20 protein-coding genes and 1 pseudogene are annotated in these 24,533 nt (G+C 69.4%); 7 read left to right on the top strand and 14 right to left on the bottom strand.

Annotated elements, in window-relative coordinates; all coding sequences use genetic code 11:
* Positions 1-13: 13 nt before the first annotated feature.
* From ABE487_RS03015 to ABE487_RS02970, 10 genes are all read right to left on the bottom strand, one after another.
* Positions 14-2,917 (bottom strand): type 2 lanthipeptide synthetase LanM family protein, encoded by a 2,904-nt coding sequence (locus ABE487_RS03015; protein WP_346452859.1) that lies wholly within the window; start codon positions 2,915-2,917, stop codon positions 14-16.
* A 165-nt stretch (positions 2,918-3,082) separates the two neighbouring features.
* Positions 3,083-3,271, bottom strand: coding sequence for a DUF6229 family protein (locus ABE487_RS03010; RefSeq protein ID WP_346451046.1), 189 nt, complete (start codon positions 3,269-3,271; stop codon positions 3,083-3,085).
* 77 nt (positions 3,272-3,348) lie between these two features.
* Positions 3,349-3,537, bottom strand: coding sequence for a DUF6229 family protein (locus ABE487_RS03005; RefSeq protein ID WP_346451045.1), 189 nt, complete (start codon positions 3,535-3,537; stop codon positions 3,349-3,351).
* Positions 3,538-3,845: 308 nt separating this feature from the next.
* On the bottom strand, positions 3,846-4,673 hold the full coding sequence (locus ABE487_RS03000; RefSeq protein ID WP_346443225.1) for a ferritin-like domain-containing protein: 828 nt from the start codon (positions 4,671-4,673) through the stop codon (positions 3,846-3,848).
* Positions 4,670-6,136, bottom strand: coding sequence for an amidophosphoribosyltransferase (purF, locus tag ABE487_RS02995; protein ID WP_346443227.1), 1,467 nt, complete (start codon positions 6,134-6,136; stop codon positions 4,670-4,672). The genes ABE487_RS03000 and purF overlap by 4 nt, the downstream gene beginning before the upstream one ends.
* A gap of 79 nt (positions 6,137-6,215) precedes the next feature.
* A complete protein-coding gene (locus ABE487_RS02990; RefSeq protein WP_346443229.1) occupies positions 6,216-7,199 on the bottom strand; it encodes an SPOR domain-containing protein in 984 nt (327 codons plus the stop codon).
* Between the two features lie 57 nt (positions 7,200-7,256).
* Complete coding sequence (folC, locus tag ABE487_RS02985) at positions 7,257-8,531, bottom strand: bifunctional tetrahydrofolate synthase/dihydrofolate synthase (protein WP_346451043.1); 1,275 nt, start codon at positions 8,529-8,531, stop codon at positions 7,257-7,259.
* Positions 8,528-9,172: a histidine phosphatase family protein gene (locus ABE487_RS02980; protein WP_346451042.1), complete on the bottom strand. Its 645-nt coding sequence runs from the start codon at positions 9,170-9,172 to the stop codon at positions 8,528-8,530. Before ABE487_RS02980 ends, folC begins: the two co-directional genes overlap by 4 nt.
* 139 nt (positions 9,173-9,311) lie before the next feature.
* Positions 9,312-9,923 (bottom strand): hypothetical protein, encoded by a 612-nt coding sequence (locus tag ABE487_RS02975; protein WP_346451040.1) that lies wholly within the window; start codon positions 9,921-9,923, stop codon positions 9,312-9,314.
* Between the two features lie 166 nt (positions 9,924-10,089).
* Positions 10,090-12,252 (bottom strand): S46 family peptidase, encoded by a 2,163-nt coding sequence (locus ABE487_RS02970; protein ID WP_346451038.1) that lies wholly within the window; start codon positions 12,250-12,252, stop codon positions 10,090-10,092.
* A gap of 167 nt (positions 12,253-12,419) precedes the next feature.
* Between ABE487_RS02970 and tdh the strand changes: the two genes are divergently transcribed.
* From tdh to kbl, 3 genes are all read left to right on the top strand, one after another.
* On the top strand, positions 12,420-13,454 hold the full coding sequence (gene tdh, locus ABE487_RS02965; RefSeq protein WP_346451036.1) for an L-threonine 3-dehydrogenase: 1,035 nt from the start codon (positions 12,420-12,422) through the stop codon (positions 13,452-13,454).
* A gap of 131 nt (positions 13,455-13,585) precedes the next feature.
* Positions 13,586-14,146 (top strand): hypothetical protein, encoded by a 561-nt coding sequence (locus ABE487_RS02960; protein ID WP_346451034.1) that lies wholly within the window; start codon positions 13,586-13,588, stop codon positions 14,144-14,146.
* A gap of 31 nt (positions 14,147-14,177) precedes the next feature.
* Complete coding sequence (gene kbl, locus ABE487_RS02955) at positions 14,178-15,371, top strand: glycine C-acetyltransferase (RefSeq protein ID WP_346451032.1); 1,194 nt, start codon at positions 14,178-14,180, stop codon at positions 15,369-15,371.
* 31 nt (positions 15,372-15,402) lie between these two features.
* Here the strand turns inward: kbl and ABE487_RS02950 are convergent, their stop codons facing one another.
* The 4 genes from ABE487_RS02950 to ABE487_RS02935 form a co-directional block, all read right to left on the bottom strand.
* Positions 15,403-16,176: a pseudouridine synthase gene (locus ABE487_RS02950; protein WP_346451030.1), complete on the bottom strand. Its 774-nt coding sequence runs from the start codon at positions 16,174-16,176 to the stop codon at positions 15,403-15,405.
* A gap of 73 nt (positions 16,177-16,249) precedes the next feature.
* The gene (locus ABE487_RS02945) at positions 16,250-16,735 is read right to left on the bottom strand and encodes a hypothetical protein (protein ID WP_346443243.1); all 486 of its coding nucleotides are present in this window, start codon (positions 16,733-16,735) and stop codon (positions 16,250-16,252) included.
* 344 nt (positions 16,736-17,079) lie between these two features.
* Complete coding sequence (locus tag ABE487_RS02940; RefSeq protein WP_346443245.1) at positions 17,080-18,153, bottom strand: OmpA family protein; 1,074 nt, start codon at positions 18,151-18,153, stop codon at positions 17,080-17,082.
* A gap of 245 nt (positions 18,154-18,398) precedes the next feature.
* Positions 18,399-19,343: a LysR family transcriptional regulator gene (locus tag ABE487_RS02935; RefSeq protein WP_346451028.1), complete on the bottom strand. Its 945-nt coding sequence runs from the start codon at positions 19,341-19,343 to the stop codon at positions 18,399-18,401.
* Between the two features lie 99 nt (positions 19,344-19,442).
* Here ABE487_RS02935 and ABE487_RS02930 point away from each other — a divergent pair, with 99 nt between their 5' ends.
* From ABE487_RS02930 to ABE487_RS02915, 4 genes and pseudogenes are all read left to right on the top strand, one after another.
* Positions 19,443-20,639 carry an MFS transporter gene (locus ABE487_RS02930; protein WP_346451026.1) on the top strand — a complete coding sequence of 399 codons (1,197 nt, stop codon included), beginning with the start codon at positions 19,443-19,445 and terminating at the stop codon, positions 20,637-20,639.
* Between the two features lie 28 nt (positions 20,640-20,667).
* A pseudogene (locus ABE487_RS02925) lies at positions 20,668-20,976 on the top strand (aldo/keto reductase); the annotation flags it as partial.
* An 80-nt stretch (positions 20,977-21,056) separates the two neighbouring features.
* A complete protein-coding gene (locus ABE487_RS02920; RefSeq protein WP_346451024.1) occupies positions 21,057-22,076 on the top strand; it encodes a zinc-binding alcohol dehydrogenase family protein in 1,020 nt (339 codons plus the stop codon).
* Between the two features lie 145 nt (positions 22,077-22,221).
* A complete protein-coding gene (locus ABE487_RS02915) occupies positions 22,222-24,270 on the top strand; it encodes an NADPH-dependent 2,4-dienoyl-CoA reductase (RefSeq protein ID WP_346451022.1) in 2,049 nt (682 codons plus the stop codon).
* The last annotated feature ends 263 nt before the right edge of the window (positions 24,271-24,533 follow it).

Raw genomic sequence — 24,533 nt, 5'->3', positions numbered from 1 at the left:
CCGGTGCACCAGCCTAGCCCGGCGTGGCCTCCGCCTCCGCTACCGTGTCCGCGCGATCAGACTCCGGACGTGGCGCCGACATCGGTGTGTCGAACCCGCACTCCAGCAGCAGGGGCGAAGGCAGTCGGCAGTCGGGATGCAAGCGGTTGAGGAAGTGGAGCGATCCCGACACGCCGCTCATCAGCCCCGGTGTGTAGGTATCGCGCGCCAGCCCGCCGACTGCGCCGCTGCATTCCTCCATCGCCGAGACGATACGCGCGCCGGCCGGCAATCCGTCATCGCGCCGTAAGCCCGGATCCAGCACTGCTGCGCGCTCGAGCAGCTCACACAGGCTCAGATCGCCATGGCATAGCGTGTGGCTGATCCCCCAACCGCGTCGCTCGGCCGCACGGACTGCCCGCCGCAAGGTGTCGAGATGGCGCACTCCGCCTGTGCGCGCGTAGAGGTCGCAGGCCGCCAGCCCGATACCGACGCTGCCGTGGCACCACGTGTCGGGAAAGTCCTTGGATTCGGGCTTTCGGACATCGATCCAGTCGCCCGCCGCGGCGTCGTAGAGTCCATCTTCGAAAACGAAGGCCTGTTCGGCCAGCGCGGCCCACCGTTCGCGTTCGTGATGCGTCCCCGCGTTGCTCGCTGCGAGCCTCGCGAGCGCCCATCCGCTGCCCGTGGCGCCGTGCGCGAAGCCGCCCAGCGGCCGATCGAAGATGGCACTCGGCCATCGCGCTCCCTGGGCATCGACGATCGCCGACGCTTCCAGATGGCGCCCAGCGTCGGCGGCCACCTCTCGCCACCCGTCGTCTCCGTCCAGGTCAGCCAGTTGCAGCAACGGCACGATCGCGCCACTGACCCCTTCGAGCAGGTCCAGATTGTCGTCCGGGCGGAACCCTCGCCGCGCCAGCGTCGTCGCGCTGCGGCGCGCGCGCTCGAGCATCGCGGGATCGCCGTCCAAACGGTACAGGGTCATCCAGGTCAGTACCTGCGATGAGAGGCCGATGAACGCGCCGACCGCATCGATCGGCTCTTGCAGTTCGAGCATCTCCGCGACCCGGATCGCCCCCGCAATGGCGCTATCCAAGCCCTCCACCGCATCAGCCCGTCCCCGCCTGACTTCATGCCGGTAGCCCGCCAATGCGATGGCGATCCCTCCCAGCCCGATGTAGAGATCGGACTGGAGCGTGCGCATCGTCCAGCCTTCCGCGCCAAGTACGGGACTGATCCATGCCGACGTTCCATCATCGCCGGACACCGACAGTCGCAGCAGCTTCTCGACCGTCTCCCTCGCTAGTCGTCGGCGCCGCCGATCCAGGTCGTCGGCATGCGGACGGCGAGCAACGACGTCGCGCGGCGCACTCTCGCGATTGGCGAGCTTGCCATTGAGATAGGCCGTCACCAACGCACCCCGGATCGTCAGCTCTTCCATCTCAAGACGCATGCCGCGCCAGCTGTCCAAGGCCGCGTCGATGTCGACGGCAGAAAGCGTCTCGAAGAAAACGGGAATGTCGCCGTAGCGCATGTCCTCGACTTCACCTGAGATCGTATCCGAGTCGCGCGGCGCGACCGGCAACACGGCCGCATTGCGTTGCAGGATATCCCGGGCGCGCTCGAGCGCCGGAGGTTCGTTGTGCAGCGATGCGGGATGCCAGAGCATGCGCATCACTTCCGAGTAGGCTTGCGTCGGACGCCGGATCCGCCTGGCCTCACAACCGATGAAGGGCGCGAGCAAAGGGCGCAGTTCCTTATCGCGGTCGAGGGCCTGGAAACGTGCGGTCAACTCGGAGAAGCCATCGACGACGTGATTCCAGTGCAGGGAAATGTCCGGGCGGACGCAAGGATGATTGCGTGCGGGGGGAAGCTCGACATCTGCCACCTGCATGCGGGCCGAGGTCGTACCAGCGTCGACGATCAGCGGGACCCGAATCTTTGGCTGTTCGTCGGGAAGGGCGCCCGCTGCCGAAATGTCCACCCCGTGCAGGCCGAGCATCGGGGCGCGAAATGGCACCAAGCCTGTACGCAGTACCGAGGTGGTGATCAGCCGACTCGCCGCATCCATTGCCGCACCCAGCCCCGTCGACGGCGCGTCGACCTCGGGTGCGAACAGACTTTCGACGTCCACGGCCACCGGCACCGGCCCGACCGCGATAATGTTCTCATGATGCAGGTCGGTGCCACCCAGAAGGCGCATCGTGGCCAGCCAATGGCCGATGTTGCGATAGAAGGTGGCCAACTCCTCTTTATCGCCGCAGTAGCGGTGCACGGCGAATGCCGACCACCCGTAGCCTGCCCGCATCAGCGACGCAGGCACGCGGATACGCAGGGGGTCGCTTCCGAGCACGCGCTCGAGAAAGCGCTCCAGCGCCAGGTCGATCGCCACCGAACGCGGCTTGTACATGACACTGCCGCCTTCGAACTCCAGATGCGCGACCGCCTGCCCGCCGTTATGCACGTCCCCCTGACCAAGATGAAGAGCGCGCAGCGTGCCCTCTGGCCCCCCGATGAGCGCGCGCACCTGAGCACGGTCGTTGCCCAGTCGCTGCACCATCGAGGCCAGCGCGGATGCCTGCTGGCCCAATGTGCGCTCCAGTCGCGGGCCCAGTGCAGGATATCGCCGTGCGAGATGCGCTACGAATGCCGGGTCGCTGGCGCGCTGGACGAACGCATCGAAGCGCTCGCGCTCTCCCTCGTGGTGCAACTGACCGGCCAGTTGCGCCGCGTGCAGTTCCAGCAGCAGCACCCGATTGAGCTTGCGCCGTGCGTTCGCCAACAACGTGCGATGCGCCGCAGCGAACACGACGTCGCATTCCTCCGCTGCGAGCCCCTGCGAGACGGATGCGAGCCGAGCGTCCAAATCCTTGCGCGCATCCGAAATGATCGCGCCGATTGCGCGGTCGAACTCTGTCCCTGCCACTCTGTCATCCATGCCGGTCTCCGTTCCCGCGAGCACGATGGCCAACGCATCCCGATCTGCATGACGCGCGTCGTCACTTCCAAGTCGTGTCCCAGAATCATTCCGGCGAGACGACGACCGCGATCGGCCTTGCCGCGAAAGCGGGCCCGCGCTGGGCGAACCCGCTTCCGCGCCCTATCAGCAGCAGTGCGCCGGGATCGACGCCGTACAGGAACTGCATTGCGTCAGCAGGAAGAAGTTCTTGTCGGTCATCGCCGCTTCCGTGACCGCTACGCCCTCGGCGTACAACGAGCCGGCCGGGTTCTCATGGCCGTCCACGCTGTCCGCACCGCTGAGCCAACCACCTACGATGTCTTCATACTGCATGTCTCGTCTCCTTGTCGATCGTGCATTGAAATACAGCCGCGCAGCATGTGGGCCCGTATCGGGTCCGCACGCGGATATCAGCAACAGAAGGTCGGAAATGACGCGGTGCAGGAACTGCACTGGGTCAGCAGCGAAAGGTCTGTATTGGTCATCGCCGCTTCAGTCGCGGCAACGCCCTCCACATACAACGCCCCTGCCGGGTTCTCGTAGCCATCCACGCTGTCGGCCCCGCTCAGCCAGCCGCCAACGATCTCGTCGTGCTGCATGTCGTCTCTCCTTGTCGATTGCATCAACTTGCGAATGCCGCTTGCACGTCCGCCGGAACACATGGCTCGACACTCCGGTCGAACGCACGCACGGTACCTGGACGGGGCGTCAGCGTTGTAGCACTCCAGCCTACGGACGATCCTGCCCCGAAGGAATACTGGCCTCGGACGGACGGGCTGTCCTTGATGCGCGTCACAGTCCATCCCACGTCCTGCGGCGACACGGCGAGTGGCGGCGCGTCATTGCGAGGCGGCTGACAGCCTCGCTTGTCCCGCGGCGTGCCCGCCCGGCACGCAGACTTGCCGCCCTACCCTTGCGCCACCGCCTGCAAGGCCGCGAGTTCCTCGGCGCTGAATCCGGCGGCGGCGCGGGCGTCGAGATTGAATGGGCCGTGCAGCACCGTGCGCGCGTAATCGGCCAGCAGTGCGCGGAACCTGGGCTCGGGGGCGATGCCGTCGCGGGCGCAGTACCAGCGGAACCAGCGGCTGCCGGCCGCGACGTGTGGGATTTCCTCGCGCAGGATGATCTCGAGGATGTCGGCGGTCGCATCGTCGCCGAGCGCGCGCAGCTTGACGATCATGCCGGGGGTCACGTCGAGACCGCGGGCTTCGAGCACGCGTGGCACCAGCGCCATGCGCGCCAGGCCGTCATGTGCGGTCTTCTCGCACATTTCCCACAGCCCGTTGTGCGCGTCGAAATCGCCGTAGTCGCGGCCGAACGCACGCAGGCGATCGCGCAGCAGCACGAAATGTCGGGCCTCGTCGTCGGCGATTGCGACCCAGTCGGCGTAGAACGCATCAGGCAGGCCGCGAAAGCGGTAGACCGCGTCCCAAGCCAGGTCGATCGCATTGAGCTCGATGTGGGCAATCGCGTGCAGGAACGCCGCGCGCCCCTCGTCGCTGCCCAGCCCTCGCCGCGGCAATTCGCGTGGATGCACCAGTCGCGGACGCGGCGGCCGACCGGGCATGCGGATGGGGTCGGGCGGCGGCGGATCGAGGGGCAGCGGCAGCCTACCATCGCGGTGCCGCGCGGCGTGCTGGCGGGTCAATGCGACCTTGAGGTCGGGGTCGCATGCGTCCAGGCACTGGCGCGCCGCGGCCAGCAGGTCGGGCGCGTCGGACACCGCCGCGCTCACGCGCGGCGCTTGTTCTTGGCCTCGTCGGAGCGCAGCTGGCGCAGGCGCTCGAAGTAGCCCGGCTCGATGCCGGTGACGTATTCGCCGCTGAAGCACGAACTGTCGAAGCGCAGGTCGGGGAACTTGGGCCCGGCGACCGCCGCCTCGAGATCGGCCAAGTCCTGGTAGATCAACCAGTCGCAGCCCAGGAACGACTCGATCTCGGCCTCGGTGCGGTTATGCGCAACCAGTTCATCGACCGACGGCATGTCGATGCCATAGATGTTGGGGTGACGGACCGGCGGGGCGGCGGAGGCCAGGTAGACCTTCTTGGCGCCGGCATCGCGCGCCATCTGCACGATCTGCTTGGACGTGGTGCCGCGCACGATCGAATCGTCGACCAGCAGCACGACCCGGTTGCGGAACTCGAGCGGAATCGGATTGAGCTTGCGCTTGACCGACTTCGCGCGTTCGCCCTGCCCCGGCATGATGAAGGTGCGGCCCACGTAGCGGTTCTTGATGAAGCCCTCGCGGTACTTCACGCCCAGCACGTTGGCGATCTCCAGCGCGGAGTCGCGCGAGGTGTCGGGGATCGGGATCACCGTGTCGATGTCGTGGTCGGGGCGCAGCCGCAGGATCTTCTCGCCCAGGGTCACGCCCATGCGCATGCGCGCCTTGTGCACCGAGATGTTCTCGATCATCGAATCGGGACGCGCGAAGTACACGTACTCGAAGATGCACGGCGCGTGCGCCTGCCGCGGCGCGCACTGGCGATGGTGCAGTTCGCCACGCGCGGTGACGACGATGCCCTCGCCAGGCTCGACGTCGCGCAGCCGCTCGAAGCCGAGGATGTCGAGCGCGACCGATTCGGACGCCACCGCATACTCGGTGCCCTCCTCGCTCTGCCGGCGGCCGAGCACCAGCGGACGGATGCCGTGCGGATCGCGGAACGCGACCAGCCCCAGGCCCAGCACGGTCGCCACGACCGCGTAGCCGCCGCGGGCACGGCGGTTGACGCCCTCGATCGCGCGGAACGCAGCCTCGGGGGTCAAGGCCTTCTCGCGGTCGAGCTCGTGCGCGAACACGTTGAGCAGCACTTCCGAGTCGGACTCGGTATTGACGTTGCGGCGATCGGTCTCGAACACCTGCTGGCGCAACTGGTCGGTGTTGACCAGGTTGCCGTTGTGCGCGAGCGCGATACCGAACGGCGAATTGACGTAGAACGGCTGGGCCTCGTCGCTGCCCTCGCTGCCCGCGGTCGGATAGCGGCAATGGGCGATGCCGACGCGACCGCGCAACAGCGCCATCGTCTTGGCATCGAACACGTCGCGCACCAGGCCGTTGCCCTTCTGCACGCGCAGCGCAGTGCCATTGGCGGTGGCGATGCCTGCCGCATCCTGCCCGCGGTGCTGCAAGACGGTCAGGCCGTCATACAGCGCACCCGCGACTTCGGAGGTTCCGACGATCCCGACGATCCCGCACATGGCGATTCCAGTCCTGCTGGGCGCGCGGTGCGCGCCATTGAATAGAGAGTAGAGGGGCAAGCCCCGTTCGGCCCTGGCCTCAGGGATGCGACCGCACCAGACCGTCGACGCCCACCTTGGCGCGCACCTGCGCCTTGAGCTGGTCGGCCTCGCCGCGGCTGGCGACCGGGCCGGCCTTGACCCGAGTCAGGCGCCCCTTGTCGGTCGTGACGCTGTCGGTGAAGGCGGTGATGCCGGCGCTGCGCAGGCGATCGCGCAGCCGTTCGGCCTCGGCGGCCTGGCTGAAGGCGCCAAGCTGCACCACGAAACCCACTTCGGCGGTGCGCGCGGGCGCCGGCGCAGGGGCAGGTGTCGCGGCGGGCGCCGGCTTGGGCGCCGGAGGCGGCGTCTGCGCGGTGCGCGTCGGCTCGGCCGGTGGCGTTGCCGGCGTGGGCCGGGCCGGCGTCGGTGCAGGCGGCTGCGTCTGTGTCGGCGTCTGTGTCGGCGTCGCGGTGGCGTCGAGCGCGACCACACGCGGATTGACGTCGTCGCGCACCTGGGCCGCGCGCAACCGCACGATCTCGGCCTCGGCACGGCTCGCATACGGCCCCAGCCGCACGCGCTGCGCCGCCCGGCCGTTGAGCGTGAACGCTTCGCGATAGCCGGTCAGCGACGCCTGGCGGAGCTGGCGCAGGATCGCCTCGGCATCGGCCTGGCTGGCGAACGCGCCGTAGTGCACCGCGTAGCCGCCACCGGCCGTGGTCGGTGGCAGCGGTTCGCTCTGCGCGCCGGTCTCCACGGTCGGCAGCGCATCGCCCGTGCTCGGCGTAGCGGCGGATGCCGGCGCAGCGGGGGGCCGCGGGGTCCCTTCGGCAAGGACGCCGCCTGCCGGAGCGGGCGACGGCGCGACCAGCGGCAGATCGACGGTCTTGTACTGCCCGTTCGGCGCATCCGGCAGCTCGAGCGGCATGTCGGGCAGGCCACTCGCGGGCGCCGGGCCCTTGACCAGCATCGGCAAGAAGATCACCGCCAGCGCGATCAACACGGCGGCACCGATCAGGCGCTGTTTGAGTCCAGGCGTCATGCAGAGGGCGCAGGCGGAGGGAACGCAGCGATTATACGCACCGGGGCCACCGGGGCCTTAACCCGGACCCTGCAACCGCGCGAGCGCGGCGGCAGCGGTATGGAAAGAGCCGAACACCAGAACCCGGTCGCCCGGCCGCGCCTGCGCCAGCACCGCATCCAGCGCGCCGCCCACGTCGGCCGCCATCGGGGCGTACCCAGCGGCGGTGCCCGCCAACCGCGTCCGCAGCGCATCGGCCGACTGGCTGCGCGCGCCGCCATCGGCCAGCCCCGCCAGCCACCAGCCGTCGACTGCAGGCGCCAGCGCCGCGACGACGCCAATCGCATCCTTGTCGGCCAGGGCGGCATAGACCGCCAATGTCCTGCCTTGCGCGGGCGCGGCGCCCAGCCACTGCGCCAGCGCCTGGGCGGCCTGCGGGTTGTGTGCGACATCGACGACGAGCTCGACCTCGCCGCGCTCGAACCGCTGCAGCCGCGCAGCGGCATGTGCGTCGGCGATGCCCGCCGCAAGAGCGGCATCGGGCACGTCGGCGTCGAGCGCACGCAGCGCCGCCACTGCGACCGCGGCGTTGCGCAGTTGCACAGGCGCGGCCAGCGCGGGCAGCGGCAGGTCGACCTCATAGCCGACCTCGCGCCAGATCCAGCGCCCCTCGCGCGCAGGCGCGAACAGGAAATCGCTGCCGGCGCGGATCGCGACCGCGCCGATGCGGTAGGCATGCCGCAGCACGCTCGCCGGCGGGTCGTCGTCGCCAAGCACCAGCGGCCGCCACGGGCGCGCGATGCCGGCCTTCTCCAGGCCGATCGCTTCGCGGTCGTTACCCAGCCAGTCCTGGTGATCGAGATCGACCGTGGTGACGACCGCGACATCGGCGTCGACCAGATTGACCGCATCCAGACGGCCGCCGAGTCCGACCTCGAGGATCGCCAGGTCCAGCTCCGCGCGCGCGAACAGCCACAGCGCGGCCAGGGTGCCGGTCTCGAAATAGGTCAGCGGCGTATCGCCGCGCACGGCCTCGATTGCCTCGAACGCTGCCACCAGCGCGGCATCGTCGGCATCGACGCCGTCGATGCGCACGCGTTCGTTGTAGGCCAGCAGATGCGGCGAGGTGTAGGCGCCCACGCGCCAGCCGGCGGCGCGCGCCGCGGCCTCGATCAGGGCCACCGTCGAGCCCTTGCCATTGGTGCCGGCCACGGTGATGACGCGGGTGGCGGGCCGGCCGCAGTCGAGCCGTGCGTGGACCGCGGCAACGCGATCCAACCCCAGCTCCACTTCGACCGGATGCCGCGCCTCGAGGCGCGCCAGCCAGTCCGCGAGCGATGCGGATGCGGTCATAGCGCGCGGTGGACCGCCTCGCCGAAGAACGCAGTGTGGTGCGCGCAATCGTTCAGGCGGACCACGTCGAGGCGATCGACATCGGGCCCTTCGAGCAGATTGAGCGTGGTCGGCGCCTGGCGAAAGGTCCACAGCCGCGCGAGCGGCAGACCGAGCACGCGGCACAGGATCACGCGATTGACTGCGTCGTGCGCGACGATCAGCGCCGTGTCGTCCGGCCCCAGGCCTGCAAGCGCACGCGCAAAGGCCGGCCACGCGCGATCGAGCACCTGCTGCAACGATTCGCCGCCCGGCATCTGCACGGTGTCGGGCGCGTCGCGCCACGCCGCCAGGCGCTCGGGGTCGCGCTCGCCGATCTCGGCCGCAAGCAGGCCTTCCCAGGTACCGTGCGCGATCTCGGCCAGGCCGGGATCGGTGGTCAGCAGGGCTTCGCGGTCCACGCCCAGGGCCAGGCGCGCGGTGCGGTTCGCACGCGACAGCGGCGAGCTGACCGCCCGGTCGATGCGCACGTCCGCCAGCCGCGCACCGAGCAAGGTCGCTTGGCGCTCACCGACCGGCGATAGCGGGATGTCCTCCTGTCCCTGGTAGCGGCCTTCGGCGTTCCACGGCGTTTCGCCATGGCGGGCAAGCAGGATTCTCATGCGCGGTCCTCGACAATGCGGCGCGCCTGCACAGCTGGGCGCGGCGCGACAGTCTACCTGTCGAGGCCCGCACCACGCGCACGCCCGGCGCTCGGAATCCGCGAGCGATCGTGCCGAACTGCGCGGCGACGCGCAGTGCTCAGGCCCGTCGTCCGAGCATCATGACCAGGCCGAACAGGCCGCCCAGCCCGCCCGTGAACGCAAGCGCGACGCTCGGTTCGCGCAGGCGCAACGCCATCACCCCGCAGGTGATGCCCAGCGCCAGGATCAGCAGCCCCACGAGCCGCCCCCGCGCACCGCCGTGGAAATGGGTGCGCGCGGCCGGTCGTTCGACCACGGGTCGGCGCGCCTGCCAGGCCTCGAACGCAGCCTGGAACTCCCGGAGCAGGCGCGCCCGGCCCGGTCCGTCGAGAGCGCTCACCAGGACGGTGGGGGCACCGCGTCGGACCAGCGTCAAGTAATCGTCCGTGCCCCACTGTGCGATGTCGGCGAAACGCACGGCCGCGCGACGCGCGAAGACGATGCCCTCCGGCTCGATCCGCGCTTCATCGCGGATAGGGAAGCCCAGAAAGGCGACCAGCGGCGGGACCACGAGCGCGACGACCGCAACCCCGATCGCCAACAGCGGCTGGTTCAACCCGAACACGATGCCGATGAAGGCCGTCGATGCCAGCACGATGCCCAGCGGCGTCGACCACTGGTGCCAGCGGGTGAAGACCTTGACGGGAATGGCCGAAGACGATTGCTGCATTCGTTTCCTTGCGCTTCCAAGCAGATCGCGCGGCTGTCTCACCGGTCGCGTGCTGGCGCACGCGCCGGCATCCCAGGTGGGACGCCGGCGCAGACGGCCGGCGTCGCCGGCTCGGCCGATCGCTCAGCGGACCGGCGGAGCATTCGGCGTCACGAGGCCCGCGCGCTCAGCGCGCTGCGCCCATCTCCCGGAGCAGCCGCGGCGCCGGATCGACCTCCTGCATCACCCAGCGAATGTAGCGCTGATCGACCGAGATCGTGCGCGTCATCGTCGGGTCGAACACCCAGTTCGACACCACCGCGTCCCAGGTCATGTCGAACAGCAGCCCGGTCAGGCGGCCGTCGGCGTCGAGCACCGGCGATCCGGAATTGCCGCCGGTCACGTCGAGATCGGCCAGAAAGTTCACCGGCACCGAGCGCAGGCGCCGGTCGGCCAGGCCAGCATGGCGACCGGCTGCAATCGCGTCGAGCTGGGTCTTGGGCGCGTCGAACGGCTCGGCCCCTGTCGCCTTGGCCGGAATCTCTTCGAGCCGGGTGAACGGGGTCTGCGTGCGGCCCGTGCGATCGGTATAGCCGGTGACGTTGCCGAAGGTGATGCGCAGCGAGGAATTGGCGTCCGGGTAGACCGCTTCGCCGCGACTGGCGCGATAGTCGGCGACCGCCTGCAGCACAGTCGGCTGGAGCACCAACAGGTCGCCGGCGCGGGCCTTGGCCTCCTGTTCGATCCGCACCAACTCCGGCACGACACCGGCCGCGTACTGCAGCGCGGGGTCGGTGCTGCGCAGGAACGCATGGCGGTCGGCGGTGAACCACTTCAGGCGCTCGTCGCTGTCACCCAGGCGGCTGCGCTCGAGCCGGTCGAGCGCGCGCTCGATCGCCGCCGCGTCGCTGCCGCCCAGGAACTGATCGATTGCCGCGACCCGCTGGCCGTCCGGCAACTGCACGTACTGCTGCAAGGCATAGCGGGTCAGCGCGCGGTCCATCGCCGGCACATAGCGCCGGTCCATCTGCCGCAGGCTGCCCTCGATCACCGGCAGATCGCGCTGCTGATAGCCCTGCTCGCGCATCGCGTCGGGCCGCTCCTTCTCGATCGCCAGCCGGTACAGGCGCACCGCGGTGGACAGCACGCCGCTGTTGTCGAGCAGCGACAGCACCAGGTCGCGCTCACGCGTGGCCTGCGCCTGGGCCTCGAGCGCGGCGATGCGCGCCTGGGCCTCGAGCGCCGGCTGCCCTGCCTCCCCGCAGCCCTGCAGCCAGGCCTGCACCGCCGCCGCTTCCTCCTGCTTGCGAGCAAGCGCACCGATGCGCTCGAAGCCCTGCAGTTGGCCCTCGTAGTTCTTCAGGGTGTTCTGCCAGCCGCGCACCGCGCTGGCGTAGCGCACCTCGATCTCGGGGTCCTGCTTGCCCTGCGCCTCGACCAGGTCGATGAGCGCACGGTAGTGGCGGCTGACCTGCGGGTAACGCCAGGCGACCGTCTCGGCGAACTCGCCCGCCGATGCGTACCGGCTGGTGCGCCCCGGGTACCCGGCCACCATCACGAAATCGCCCTCGCGCAGCGCCTTGTCGGCCAGTCGCAGGAACCGCCGCGGGGTGTAAGGCACGTTATCGGGGGCGTACTCGGCCGGGCGACCGTCGCGGCCGACGTAGGCGCGGTAGAACGCGAAATCGCCGGTGTGGCGCGGCCACATCCAGTTGTCGACGTCGCCGCCAAAGCTGCCGATGCCGCCGGCCGGCGCGTAGACCAGCCGTACGTCGCGGATCTCGAGGTTGCGGAACAATCGGTAGCTGTTGCCGCCCAGGAAGCTGTAGAGCCGGCAGCGATAGCCTGGATCGGCCTCGCAGCGGGCCACGAGCGACTTCTCGATCGCATCCAGCGCCGCGGTCCGCCCCAGCCCGTCGGCGGCCGCGTCGATCGCCGCGCGCACCTCGGCGGTAACGTCCTGGATGCTGTCGAGCGCGTAAATGCGGGCGTTGGGGCCGGCCGAAATCTCGTCGCCGAGCGCTGCGGCGTTGAAGCCGTCGCGCATCAGGTTCTTCTCGGGCGTGGAGTTGAGCTGGATCGCGCCGTAGGCACAGTGGTGATTGGTGATCGCCAGCCCCTGCGGGGAAACGAAGCTGGCCGTACAGCCGCCCAGCGAGACCACCGCGCCCAGCGGGTCGCCGGTCAGGTCGGCCAGCTGGCTGGCGTCGAGCCGAAGACCCGCCTTGCGCAGCGCAGGCGAGATCTCCGGCAGTTGTTGCGGGACCCACATCCCCTCCCCGGCGACGGACGAATGACTGCAGCTGAGGAAGACGCCCAGCAGCGTCGCGGCCAGAAGCGGATGGCGCATGGTGGTCCTGTCGGTCGTTTCGGGGCGCCAAGTCTAGAACGTGCCACCGTCGAGCGGCCAACCCCCGGCACCCGTCGCCGCGCGCGGCGACGGTGCGGTGCAGCAGGGGCCGTCATCCCGCGGCCCGTATAATCGCCGCTCTTTTTCTGCCTGCAGGCACGACGACGATGACCCGGACGATGAAGGCGCTGGTCAAGCGCGAAGCCACCAAAGGCATCTGGATGGACGAGGTGCCAGTGCCGACCCCGGGCCCGAACGATGTGCTCATCAAGTTGGAGAAGACCGCGATCTGCGGCACCGACCTGCACATCTACCTGTGGGACGAGTGGAGCCAGCGCACGATCAAGCCCGGGCTGGTCATCGGCCACGAGTTCGTCGGCCGCATCGTCGAGCTGGGCTCGGCGGTCACCGGCTACACGGTCGGCCAGCGCGTGTCGGCCGAGGGCCACCTGGTCTGCGGGCATTGCCGCAACTGCCGCGCCGGCAAGCCGCACCTGTGCCCGAACACCGTCGGCATCGGCGTGACCCGCGACGGCGCGTTCGCCGAGTACATCGCGATGCCGGCGACCAACCTGTGGCCGATCCCCGACCAGATCCCGTCCGAGCTGGCGGCCTTCTTCGACCCCTACGGCAACGCCGCGCACTGCGCACTGGAGTTCGACGTCGTCGGCGAGGACGTGCTGATCACCGGCGCCGGCCCGATCGGCGTGATGGCGGCAGGCATCTGCAAGCATATCGGCGCGCGCAACGTCGTGGTCACCGACGTCAACGACTACCGCCTCAAGCTGGCCGCCGACATGGGCGCCACGCGCGTGGTCAACGTCAGCAAGACCTCGCTCAAGGACGTCATGGCCGACCTGCACATGGAAGGCTTCGACGTCGGCCTGGAGATGAGCGGCAACCCGCGTGCGTTCAACGACATGCTCGACTGCATGTACCACGGCGGCAAGGTCGCCCTGCTCGGCCTGCTGCCCAAGGGCGCGGGCATCGACTGGGACCGCATCATCTTCAAGGGCCTGACCGTCCAGGGCATCTACGGCCGGAAGATGTACGAGACCTGGTACAAGATGACCCAATTGGTGCTCTCGGGCTTCCCGCTGGGCAAGGTGCTGAGCCACCAGTTGCCGGTCGACGAGTTCCAGAAGGGCTTCGACCTGATGGAATCGGGCAAGTCGGGCAAGGTCGTCCTCAACTGGACTTGAGCGGCGTCTGAGGCGCGCGTCCGGCAAGTCCGGGCGCACAGCCGCTGCATGACCTCTGGCACATCCGGGTATCGTCGATTCTTTGCAGGCTGGCTGGAATCGAGATCACCACGGGAGGTGGCGCATGCGACATGGACGAGCTCGGCCATGCGCAGTACCGCGCCGCCTACTGGCCCGACGCCGAGCCCGTCGACGGCCAGTACGGCACGCCCGCGCCCGATTGGCTGGATGAAGCCGCCGCTGTGCGCATGGAAGGTCAGGCCGCCCGTGCCCAGTACGAACGCAGCTTCTTCGCCGCCCTCCGGACAGCGTCACCGGCCATCCTTCCACTCGCGCAGTTTCTGACACAGACGCACCCGGTCGTGGCGCAAAGGCAGGCGCTGATGCAATCGAGCGGCGTCCAGACCCAGTCCGGCATCCAGGTCATGACGATGTCCGGCGACGGCGCGCTCGCCGCCAGCCTGTTCTACGCGCAATCGATGCTGTTTGCCGATTTCCTCAAGCAGACGAGCCGCCAGCCTCACATCCTCGGCACCATCAGCGAGGCGATCGCGGGGGGCGTGGATTTCGCATCCTGGCTTGCCGACACCGGCGCGGCATCCGGTCTGCCGGTGGACATCGCCGCCCTGCAGACGGCGTGGGAGGCATGGTGCACGGCACGCGCGGGCGGCGCGCACGCGCCTGCCGGGTAAACTGCGCGCATCGTCTCTTCCGGATCGCCCGATGTCCCTGACCGACCGCTACGCCGCCACCCTCGACGAGATCCGCGACGCCGGCCTGTTCAAGTCCGAGCGCGTGATCACCGGCCCGCAGTCCGCGCAGATCACGCTGGCCGACGGGCGCACGGTGCTGAACTTCTGCGCCAACAACTACCTGGGCCTGGCCGATCACCCGGATATCATCGCCGCCGCCAAGGACGCGCTCGACACCCATGGTTTCGGCATGGCCTCGGTGCGCTTCATCTGCGGCACGCAGGACCTGCACAAGCAGCTCGAAAAGACCATCGCCGACTTCTTCGGCAAGCAGGACACGATTCTCTACGCCGCCTGCTTCGACGCCAATGGCGGGCTCTTCGAGCCGCTACTCGGCGAGGACGACGCGATCATCAGCGACGCGCTCAACCATGCGTCGATCATCGACGGCGTGCGGCTGTGCAAGGCCAAGCGCTATCGCTACGCCAACTGCGACATGGCCGACCTGGAGGCGCAACTCAAGCAGGCGCGCGCCGACGGCGCGAAGACGATCCTGATCACCACCGACGGCGTGTTCTCGATGGACGGCTTCATCGCGCCGCTCGACGAGATCACCGCCCTGGCGCACAAGTACGACGCGCTGGTGCACATCGACGAGTGTCATGCGACCGGCTTCCTCGGCGCCACCGGCCGCGGCTCGGCCGAGGTCAAGGGCGTGCTGGAGAAGATCGACATCATCACCGGCACGCTCGGCAAGGCGATGGGGGGCGCGCTGGGCGGCTTCACGACCGCCAAGGCCGAAGTCATCGAATTGCTGCGCCAGCGCTCGCGCCCCTATCTGTTCTCCAACTCGCTGCCGCCGCATGTGGTCGCCGCCGGCATCAAGGCCTTCGAGATGCTGGATGCGGCCGGTGAATTGCGCGAACGGCTGGTCGAGAACACCCGCTACTTCCGCGAGCGGATGACCGCGGCCGGCTTCGACGTGCGCCCCGGCACCCACCCGATCAGCCCGGTCATGCTTTACGATGCCAAGCTGGCGCAGCGCTTCGCCGAGCGATTGCTCGAGGAAGGGATCTACGCGATCGGATTCTTCTTCCCGGTGGTGCCCAAGGACCAGGCCCGGATCCGCACCCAGATCAGCGCCGCGCACACGCGCGACCATCTGGACCAGGCGATCGACGCGTTCACCCGCATCGGCCGCGAACTGGGCGTGTTGCCGGGCTGAGCCGTGGCGCGCGATGTAGGCCGAGCCGACGCTAGTCCGACTTGACGGCGGCTGGCGCCGAACGCGGCGCCAGACGTTCGACTTCGTGGGGCGCAAGATCGCGCCAGGCCCCCTTGGCCAGTTCCCCCAGGCCCACGCGCCCGATCGCAACGCGCACCAGACGCAGCACGCCAACCTCGTGTGCGCCCAGCAGACGACGGATCTGCCGATTGCGGCCTTCGTCGAGCACGATCTCCAGCCATGCGTTACGCGCGCCTTCGCGCAGCACACGGGCGGATGCGGCGCGCAACTGCTGGCCGGCGTCCTCGACGCCGGCATGCAGGCCGGCGAGCAGCGCGGCATCGGGTCGCGTATCGATCTGCACGTGATAGGTCTTGCTGGGACCGCGCTCGGGGTCGGCGATCGCAGCCGCCCATGCCGGATCGCTGGTGAACAACAGCAGGCCCTCGCTGGCCTTGTCGAGCCGCCCGACCGGGGCAATCCATCCCAGCGACGCAGTATCGAAACAACGGTAGACCGTGTCGCGTCCGCGTTCGTCGCGAGCCGTCGTCACCAGACCGCGCGGCTTGTTGAGCATCAGGTAGCGGTGCACAACACCGGACATGGTCACGCCATCGATGACGACGCGTGCCTCGTCGAGTGCAACCGGATACTCGGGATCTCGGACCACACGCCCGCCAATGCGGACGCGCCCGTCGCGCACCCAGCGTTCGGCCTCACTGCGCGAGCACAGGCCGCGCTTGGACAGGATGCGCGCAATCCCGTAACGAGGCGTTGCGTGGCCGCGCAATGGCCGGTTGCTCATCGCCCTGCGGCCGCATGGACGAACGGCCCGCTCGCGCGGGCCGTCGTCATCGATGCATCGGGGTGCGCGACGCTCACTCGGTCGGCGTCGGGGTCGCCGGGGCTGCCGCCGCTTCGACCGGCGCGTTGGGGTCCACGCGGCGTCCGACGCTGTAACCATTGGCCTTGAGCCAGGCATCGAAATCGTCGGCGGTCATGCGCTTGCCGCTCTGGGTCATGTTGAACCGGTACGGCGTATTGTCGAACTCGGTCTGCTTGACGTAGGCCGACGGATCGCCCGGCTTCACCACGCCCGCCGCTGCGGCGGCCATCGCGACATTCTGGCAGCGCTCGATCTCCATGCGCAGCAGCACCTGATCGACCGACTGCGCGTCGTCGTAGGCACGCGACAGCACCGCGGTCGTGCCGAGTCGATAACTGGGCGCCGCCAGTTCCGGCGACAGCGGCATCAGTGCGGTCGTCTGCAACGGGCGCGCAGCACGCGTATCGAGATCGGCGCAGTCCGCCGCGTGGCCGGCGAACGGAAGGGCCAGCAGGGTCGTCAACACGATGGCGCGCATGGGCAGAGGTCCCCGGAGTCGAATTGGCCTGAAGTGTATGCGCCAAGTTACGGCCCGACAAGGGAAATTCTGCTTTCGCGCATTCACTTCGGTGAGTGTCTACCCACCTACAGCGATCGCGCCGCAGGACCGGGACGTCTGTGCACTCGATCAAAACGTTCGGCGCATGGGCGCGTGCGGCGCCGACCCTCCATTTCGCCGTCGAGGACCGGATCGGCAGCCCGCAACACACGTGCATCGCGCGGCAGTGGCGCGCGAGTTCTTCCCATTCCGCAGTGGGAAAAGAGACAAAAAGAAGCCCGGCATCAGCCGGGCTTCTTCGTATTGCTTCGCTGGCGCCAGACTTAGTTCTGGACGTTCAACTCGGTGCGACGGTTGCGCGCGCGACCTTCCGGATTGTCCGAACCATCCGGGTTGGTGTTCGGCGCAATCGGACGGCTCTCGCCGTAGCCGACCGGACCGACCAGGCGATCGGCAGTGATGCCGTTGCTGGTCAGGAAGTCGTACACGGCCTTCGCACGGCGCTCCGACAGGCGCTGGTTGTAGGCGTCCGTACCCTTCGAGTCGGTGTGGCCTGCAACCTCGACGCGCAGTTCGGGGTAGCGACGCAGGATCTCGACGGCCTCGTTCAGGATCGCCACCGCGTCAGGACGCAGCGTCGAACGATCGAAGTCGAAGTTCACGCCGTTCAGATCGATGGTGATCGGAGCCGGCGGCGGCGGAGCCGGGGCGGGAGCCGGCGGCGGCGGCGGCGGAGCCGGGGGAGCCGGAGGCGCCGGCGGCGGGCCGAGCGGCACCACGACACCGACCGAGGCCAGCACGTCGCCGAAGTAGCTCTCGTTGGCGTTGTGCGGGTAGCCGGCCCAGTCACGCGGACCGTTGGCGGCGATGCTGCTGTCGTTGAAATCAGCGCGGTAGGCGATTTCGGCGCGCACGGCGACGCGCTTGTCGAAGGTGGTCTGCAGACCGGCACCGACCTTGGCAGCGAAGTTGCCGTCCTTACGCTCGCCGGGCGAGTTCGGGCTCGGGAACGCGTTGAACTCCTCTTCCGAACGCTGATAGCCGACGCCGGCCAGCAGGTAGGGGTTCCAGCCACGGCCCTCGGAGATGAAGTGGTAGCGGAAGTCGATCGAGGCGCCGTACTGGCTCCAATTCAGGTCGGGGTTCGCACCCTCGACGCTGCTGTCGAAACCGGGGTTCTGATAGTTCAGTTCACCGTCGATCGACCAGTTCGGGCTGATGAAACGACCGAAACCGAGGGTAACGAACGGGGTGTCGTCGGTGCGGCGATCTTCGGCCTGGAAGTTGTAGCCGACGGAGCCGGTCAGATACCAGCGGTCGTCGAACTCCTGGGCATTGGCGGCCTGCACCAAGCCGAGGCCGCCGAGCAGCGCGGCGCAGAGGAGTTTCTTATTCATGTTGTATCAGCTCCTGTTCTAGGGGGAATGCGTCATGGCATCGGTTTGAGGCGTCAAACGCACACGCCTTGGTACATAGCCTAAAGTCAGCTGTGTGAAGGCGTCGTTAACACTAACCTAACGGTTGAAAGATTCCAACGGAACAACGCCTTACCGTTCATCCAGCCTTGGGCTACTGCGGGAACTTCCAACGGCGCGCATTGTCTGGATTCGGTGTCGGCGTGGCGTCAAGACGCCCTTAACGCTTACCTGGCGTCCAGCGCGGCAGCGTGTTCGGCGGCTGCCGCCCAGGGCGGCGAGCGGCCCAGTTCCTCGACCAGGAAATCCACGAATGCGCGGGTGCGCGGCGGGACGAGCCGGCGCTCGGGCATGACGGCATGGATACCGGTCGCAGGCGGGACGTATCCCGGCAGCACGCGGATCAGTCGCCCCGCACACAGATCATCGGCGACATGCCACACCGAATGCATCGCGATGCCCTCGCCTGCGAGCGCGGCATCGCGCAGGATCTCGCCGAGCGTGCTTTCCATGCGCCCTGACACCGCGACCTCGGTGCGGACGCCGTCGCGGTCGAGCAACGGCCACCGGTCCTGGCGCCCGCGGCTGCCGACCAGCAGCAGGCAGTCGTGATCGACCAGGTCGGCAGGCATGTGCGGATGTCCGCGCCGGTGCAGGTAGTCGGGCGAGGCGACGAGCACGCGATCGTTGGCAGCGATCGGGCGTGCGACCAGTCGGGAGTCGTCCAGTTCGCCGATCCGGATCGCCAGGTCGAAGCCCGCCCGCACCAGGTCCACCAATTGGTCGCTCATGTGCACGCTCAGCCGCAGCTCGGGATGCCGGGCCAGAAATCGCGGCAGCAGCGGCGAGACGTGCTGGCGTCCGAACGAAGCCGACATCGTCACCCGCAACGTGCCGGCAATGCCCCGCCCGCCACTCTCGCGCAGACCCGCGGCGAGGCTGTCGAGGTCGTCGACCAGCGCGCGCCCGCGCGAAGCCAGTGCGCGGCCCTCGGCAGTGGGATGGAGCCGGCGTGTGGTCCGATGCAGCAGCCGCACGCCGAGCGTGCTCTCCAGGCGTTTCAGGCGCTGGCTGGCCACGGCCGGCGACAGGTCCAGGGCGCGCGCGGCCGCGCTGATCGACCCCAGATCGAGCACGCGCAGGAACAGGGCGATGTCGTCGAGCCGCGCCATCGATCTTCAATTTCCGGTTGAAAGTATTTGTCGATCCTAAACCTGTTCCACCGGATCGTCGCTTTCGAGAATGGCCGCTCCCCCCTATCGGCCGCGACCATGCCACGTTCTTCCCCTCCGTCCTCCCGCACGCCCGCGGCGCTGTATGCACTGACCATCGGCGCGTTCGGCATCGGCACCACCGAGTTCGTGATCATGGGCCTGCTGCGCCAGGTCGCGTCCGATCTGCAGGTGAGCCTGCCCGCGGCCGGCCTGCTGATCTCCGGTTATGCGCTGGGTGTGTTCGTCGGCGCGCCCCTGCTCACGCTCGCGACCGACCGGCTGCCGCGCAAGGCGGTGCTGGTCGGCCTGATGGCGGTGTTCACGCTCGGCAACCTGGCCTGCGCGCTGGCGCCCGACTACGGCTGGCTGATGGCCGCGCGCGTGGTCACCTCGCTCGCCCACGGCACCTTCTTCGGCGTCGGCGCGGTGGTCGCCGCAGGCCTGGTGCCGGCGGAGCGGCGCGCCCGCGCGATCTCGGTGATGTTCACCGGCCTGACTGTCGCCACCCTGCTCGGCGTGCCGGCCGGCGCGTGGCTGGGCCTGCATGCGGGATGGCGCGCCACGTTCTGGGCGGTCGCCGCGATCGGCGGACTGGCGACGCTCGTGATCGCGGCGCTGGTGCCAGCCGACCGCGCGACCGTTGCGTCCGGCAGCGTCCGTCGTGCGCTCGCGGCGGTGTCGCGGCCGCCGGTGGTGCTCGGCCTGCTGACGACGACGCTGGGGTATGCCGGCGTGTTCACGGTCTACACCTTCATCCAACCGGTCCTGGTGCAGGTGAGCGGCTTGTCCGATCGCGCGGTCTCGCCGGTGCTGCTGGTGTTCGGGGTCGGGATGATCGCCGGCAACCTGCTCGGCGGCCGCTTCGCCGACCGCGCACCGGCGGCGGCGATCCCGGCCACGCTGCTCGCGCTCGCCGCCGTGCTCGCGCTTCTCGGCGCCGCGATGCATCAGGCCCCGGCGATGGTGGTCGCCACCGGCCTGCTCGGCGTCGCCGCATTCGCGACCGTCGCGCCCCTGCAGGCCTGGGTGCTGCAGCGCGCCGGCGACGACGGCCGCAACCTGGCCTCGAGCCTCAACATCGGCGCGTTCAACCTCGGCAACGCGGCGGGCGCCTGGCTCGGCGGCCTCGTCGTCGGCCATGGCGGGGGTCTGGAGCGGTTGGGCACGGCCGGGGCGCTGGTCACGCTGGCCGGTGTCGCCGTGTCGGCAATCGCGCTCCGCCGTGCACGCTCAGCCGCCATCCAGCCGTGCTGATGCCCCCGCAACATCGCCCCTCGTGCTGCGGATCCGTCGCGGCCAGCCGCTGCCGGCCGGCAGTCGGCTGCATGCGACCCCCGCATTCGCCCCACCGGTCGACGACGCGCGGCGGTACCGGATCGTCGACGCGCTCGACGCGGTTGCCGCAGACGCCGGTCGCAGCGTGCCCCAGATCGCGCTGAACGGCCCGCTGCAGCGCCCCGGGGTCTCGACGGCGCGGCTGGGCGCGCGCAACGAGGCGCAACTGCGCGAGAACCTGGGCGCAGCCGGCTGGTCGCTGGCCCCGATGCACATCGCCCGGCTGGACGCCGCGAGCGCGATGCCGGCGCCCTAACCCTACTACCCTTACTGGAACGGGCAGTTCGCCGAGCGCAGCCCGGCGCCAGTCCCCGCCCCCGATCAGGAGAGTCCCGCATGAAAGCCATCGCCACCACCCGTCCGCTGCCGACCGACGATCCGCACGCGCTGGTCGAACTCGACCTCGAGCTGCCAGCGCCCGGCCCGCAGGACCTGCGCGTGCGCATCGAAGCAGTTGCGGCCAATCCGGTCGACACCAAGCTGCGTCGGGCCCCGCTGCCGGAAGGTGCACCGCATCGCGTGCTGGGCTACGACGCGGCCGGCGTGGTCGAGGCGATCGGCGATCAGGTGACCGGATTCTCGATCGGCGACGCGGTCTATTACGCCGGCGATGTCACCCGACCGGGCAGCAACGCGCAGTTCCAAGTGGTCGATGCGCGGCTGGTGGCGCGCAAGCCCGGCACGCTGGACTTCGCGCAGGCCGCAGCCCTGCCGCTGACCGCGATCACCGCCTGGGAGCTGCTGTTCGAACGCATGCCCTATGCATTCGAAGACGGCGGCGCCGGCAGGACGCTGCTGGTGATCGCCGGCGCCGGCGGCGTGGGTTCGATCGCGATCCAGCTGGCCAAGTTGGCCGGTTTCACCGTGATCGCCACGGCCTCGCGCGAGGACAGCATCGCCTGGTGCCGGGACCTCGGCGCCGACCACGTGATCGATCACCGCCAGCCGCTGGCGCCGCAGTTGCAGGCGCTCGGCCACACCCAGGTCGACGCGGCGCTCAACCTCGCCGATACCGATCGCTACTGGGATGCGTTGGGCGAGCTGCTTGCGCCGCAGGGGCACGTCGGCCTGATCGTCGAACCGGCCGGTGCGCTGAAGATCGGCGATCCCTACAAGGCCAAGTGCATCGGCATCCATTGGGAATTCATGTTCGCGCGGCCGCGCTTTGGCACCGCCGACATGGATGCGCACGGGCGCATCCTGGCGCGCGTCGCCGCGCTCGTCGATGCTGGCCGACTGCGCGGCACGCTCGGTCGCACGCTCTCGCCGATCGGTGCCGACACGTTGCGCGAAGCGCACCGGCTGCTCGAGTCGGGCGCGACCATCGGCAAGGTCGCCGTCGCCGGCTGGCGCTGATCGCAGGCCTCGCGCCACGCCGCAGGCGCCAGTGACCGGCCTGCCTTGTCCGGCCTGCTCGGCGTGCAACCGAGACGCCACGGCGCTTGCGCCGCGGCGCCGGTCGCGGCACCCTGCGGCATCCATACGCCAGCGTATCCATGTCATGCCGCCAGTCATGGGCCAGCCCGCCGACCCCACGCTCTATCCGCACCTGCTCGCCCCGCTCGACCTGGGCTTCACGACGCTGCGCAACCGGGTGCTGATGGGCTCGATGCACACCGGGCTGGAGGATCGCGCCGCCGACTTCCCGAAGCTGGCGCGCTACTTCGCCGAGCGTGCCGAGGGCGGCGTGGCGCTGATCGTCACCGGCGGCTTCTCGCCCGACATCCCCGGCTGGCTCAAGCCGTTCGGCGGCAAGCTGTCGTGGCGATGGGAAACGCGGCGCCATCGCCCGGTCACCGACGCGGTGCACGCCCATGACGCGAAGATCTGCCTGCAGCTGCTGCATGCCGGCCGCTACGCCTACCACCCGCTGCAGGTCGCGCCGAGCCGCCTGAAAGCCCCGATCAACCCCTTCACGCCCCGGGCGCTGAGCGCACGCGGGGTCGAACGCACGATCGATGCCTACGCCCACGCCGCCAAGCTCGCGCGCGAGGCCGGCTACGACGGCGTCGAGATCATGGGCAGCGAGGGCTACCTGATCAACCAGTTCCTGAGCGCACGCACCAATCGCCGCCGGGACCGTTGGGGCGGCGATGTGCTGCAGCGCATGCGCTTTGCGACCGAGATCGTGCGCCGCGTGCGCGAGGCCGCCGGGCACGACTTCATCCTGATCTACCGCCTGTCGATGCTCGAACTGGTACCCGAGGGGTCGGGCTGGGACGAGATCGTGCAGCAGGCCCGCGCGATCGAGGCTGCCGGGGCAACGCTGCTCAACACCGGGATCGGCTGGCACGAGGCACGGGTGCCGACGATCGCCACCTCGGTCCCGCGCGCGGCCTTCGCCGGGGTGACCGCCAAGCTGCGCCCGCATGTGAAGCTGCCGCTGGTCGCGACCAACCGCATCAACATGCCCGATGTCGCCGAGCGCGTGCTCGCGGCCGGCGGCGCGGACATGGTCTCGATGGCACGGCCGCTGCTGGCCGATCCGCACTGGGTCGCCAAGGCGCGCGCCGGCACGCCCGCACGCATCAATACCTGCATCGCCTGCAATCAGGCCTGCCTGGACCACGTATTCGCGAACCGCACCGCCAGTTGCCTGGTCAATCCGCGGGCGTGCGCGGAGACCGAGCTCAACTACGTCCCGGCGGCCGCGCCGCTGCGCATTGCGGTAGTCGGCGCCGGCCCGGCCGGGCTGGCCTGCGCGACCGTCGCCGCCCAGCGCGGCCATCGCGTGGCGCTGTTCGATGCGGCCGAGGCGATCGGCGGCCAGTTCAACCTGGCACGGCGCATTCCCGGCAAGGAGGAGTTCAACGAGACGCTGCGCTACTTCGGCCAGCGCATCGCCGAGACCGGGGTCGACCTGCGGCTCTCGACCCCGGTGACGGCGAGCGACCTCGCCGGCTTCGATGTCGTCGTGCTCGCGACCGGCGTACGCCCGCGCGCGATCGACATCCCCGGACACGACCATCCCAAGGTCGTCGGCTATGTCGACGTGCTCGAAGGTCGGGTCGTGCCGGGCGCGCGGGTGGCGATCATCGGCGCTGGTGGCATCGGCTTCGATGTCGGCGAGTTCCTGGTCGAGGGCAACGGCACGCCGCCCAGCCTCGATCCGGCGGCGTGGATGCGCGAATGGGGCGTGGACCCGAGCTTCGAGCAACCAGGCGGGCTGGTCCCGGCCGCGCCGTCGCCGCCGGCGCGCGACGTCTGGTTGCTGCAGCGCAGTCCTGGCCGCCCGGGCGCCCGACTCGGCAAGACCACCGGCTGGATCCACCGCAGTACGCTCAAGGCCAAGGGCGTGCGGATGCTGGGCGACGTCGCGTATCTGGGCGTCGATGACGACGGCCTGCGCATCCGGGTGGACGGCACCGAGCAGTTGCTGCCGGTCGACCACGTGGTGGTGTGCGCGGGCCAGGAGCCGCGACGGGACCTGCTCGACGCGCTGCAGGCGGCCGGCCGTGTCGTGCACCTGGTGGGCGGCGCGGACGTGGCCGCCGAGCTCGACGCCAAGCGCGCGATCGCCCAGGCGAGCGCGTTGGCAGCGCGTCTGTAGCGGCCCTTGGTGCGCGGGGCGGCGACATGCGCCCTCGACGCCTCCCAATCGCCGATGCTCGACTGCGCGGTGGGTGGTTGCTGCGGGATGGGCACCCGTGGGCGGACTGAACGCGGGCCTGTTCCGCACGACGCCCCCTTGACGAACCTGAACGAAAGTTCAGGAATATGGATCGCAAGCGATACCGCTTCCGGCGGCGCTTGACGCTGAATACGGCCCCGTTTCCGCCCTGGCCAGCCACAGATCGGCGATCGGCACCAGTG

Source organism: Luteimonas sp. TWI596 (assembly GCF_039674105.1).
Lineage (GTDB): Bacteria > Pseudomonadota > Gammaproteobacteria > Xanthomonadales > Xanthomonadaceae > Luteimonas.
This window is presented reverse-complemented; position numbering and strand designations above follow the sequence as displayed.

What these genes read in the sequence shown, in the direction of transcription:
- ABE487_RS03015 (WP_346452859.1), bottom strand. Translation starts at nt 2,917, where the DNA reads ATGGATGACAGAGTGGCAGGGACAGAGTTCGACCGCGCAATCGGCGCG.
- ABE487_RS03010 (WP_346451046.1), bottom strand. Translation starts at nt 3,271, where the DNA reads ATGCAGTATGAAGACATCGTAGGTGGTTGGCTCAGCGGTGCGGACAGC.
- ABE487_RS03005 (WP_346451045.1), bottom strand. Translation starts at nt 3,537, where the DNA reads ATGCAGCACGACGAGATCGTTGGCGGCTGGCTGAGCGGGGCCGACAGC.
- purF (WP_346443227.1), bottom strand. Translation starts at nt 6,136, where the DNA reads ATGTGCGGGATCGTCGGGATCGTCGGAACCTCCGAAGTCGCGGGTGCG.
- ABE487_RS02990 (WP_346443229.1), bottom strand. Translation starts at nt 7,199, where the DNA reads ATGACGCCTGGACTCAAACAGCGCCTGATCGGTGCCGCCGTGTTGATC.
- folC (WP_346451043.1), bottom strand. Translation starts at nt 8,531, where the DNA reads ATGACCGCATCCGCATCGCTCGCGGACTGGCTGGCGCGCCTCGAGGCG.
- ABE487_RS02980 (WP_346451042.1), bottom strand. Translation starts at nt 9,172, where the DNA reads ATGAGAATCCTGCTTGCCCGCCATGGCGAAACGCCGTGGAACGCCGAA.
- ABE487_RS02975 (WP_346451040.1), bottom strand. Translation starts at nt 9,923, where the DNA reads ATGCAGCAATCGTCTTCGGCCATTCCCGTCAAGGTCTTCACCCGCTGG.
- ABE487_RS02970 (WP_346451038.1), bottom strand. Translation starts at nt 12,252, where the DNA reads ATGCGCCATCCGCTTCTGGCCGCGACGCTGCTGGGCGTCTTCCTCAGC.
- tdh (WP_346451036.1), top strand. Translation starts at nt 12,420, where the DNA reads ATGACCCGGACGATGAAGGCGCTGGTCAAGCGCGAAGCCACCAAAGGC.
- ABE487_RS02960 (WP_346451034.1), top strand. Translation starts at nt 13,586, where the DNA reads ATGGACGAGCTCGGCCATGCGCAGTACCGCGCCGCCTACTGGCCCGAC.
- kbl (WP_346451032.1), top strand. Translation starts at nt 14,178, where the DNA reads ATGTCCCTGACCGACCGCTACGCCGCCACCCTCGACGAGATCCGCGAC.
- ABE487_RS02950 (WP_346451030.1), bottom strand. Translation starts at nt 16,176, where the DNA reads ATGAGCAACCGGCCATTGCGCGGCCACGCAACGCCTCGTTACGGGATT.
- ABE487_RS02945 (WP_346443243.1), bottom strand. Translation starts at nt 16,735, where the DNA reads ATGCGCGCCATCGTGTTGACGACCCTGCTGGCCCTTCCGTTCGCCGGC.
- ABE487_RS02940 (WP_346443245.1), bottom strand. Translation starts at nt 18,153, where the DNA reads ATGAATAAGAAACTCCTCTGCGCCGCGCTGCTCGGCGGCCTCGGCTTG.
- ABE487_RS02935 (WP_346451028.1), bottom strand. Translation starts at nt 19,343, where the DNA reads ATGGCGCGGCTCGACGACATCGCCCTGTTCCTGCGCGTGCTCGATCTG.
- ABE487_RS02930 (WP_346451026.1), top strand. Translation starts at nt 19,443, where the DNA reads ATGCCACGTTCTTCCCCTCCGTCCTCCCGCACGCCCGCGGCGCTGTAT.
- ABE487_RS02920 (WP_346451024.1), top strand. Translation starts at nt 21,057, where the DNA reads ATGAAAGCCATCGCCACCACCCGTCCGCTGCCGACCGACGATCCGCAC.
- ABE487_RS02915 (WP_346451022.1), top strand. Translation starts at nt 22,222, where the DNA reads ATGCCGCCAGTCATGGGCCAGCCCGCCGACCCCACGCTCTATCCGCAC.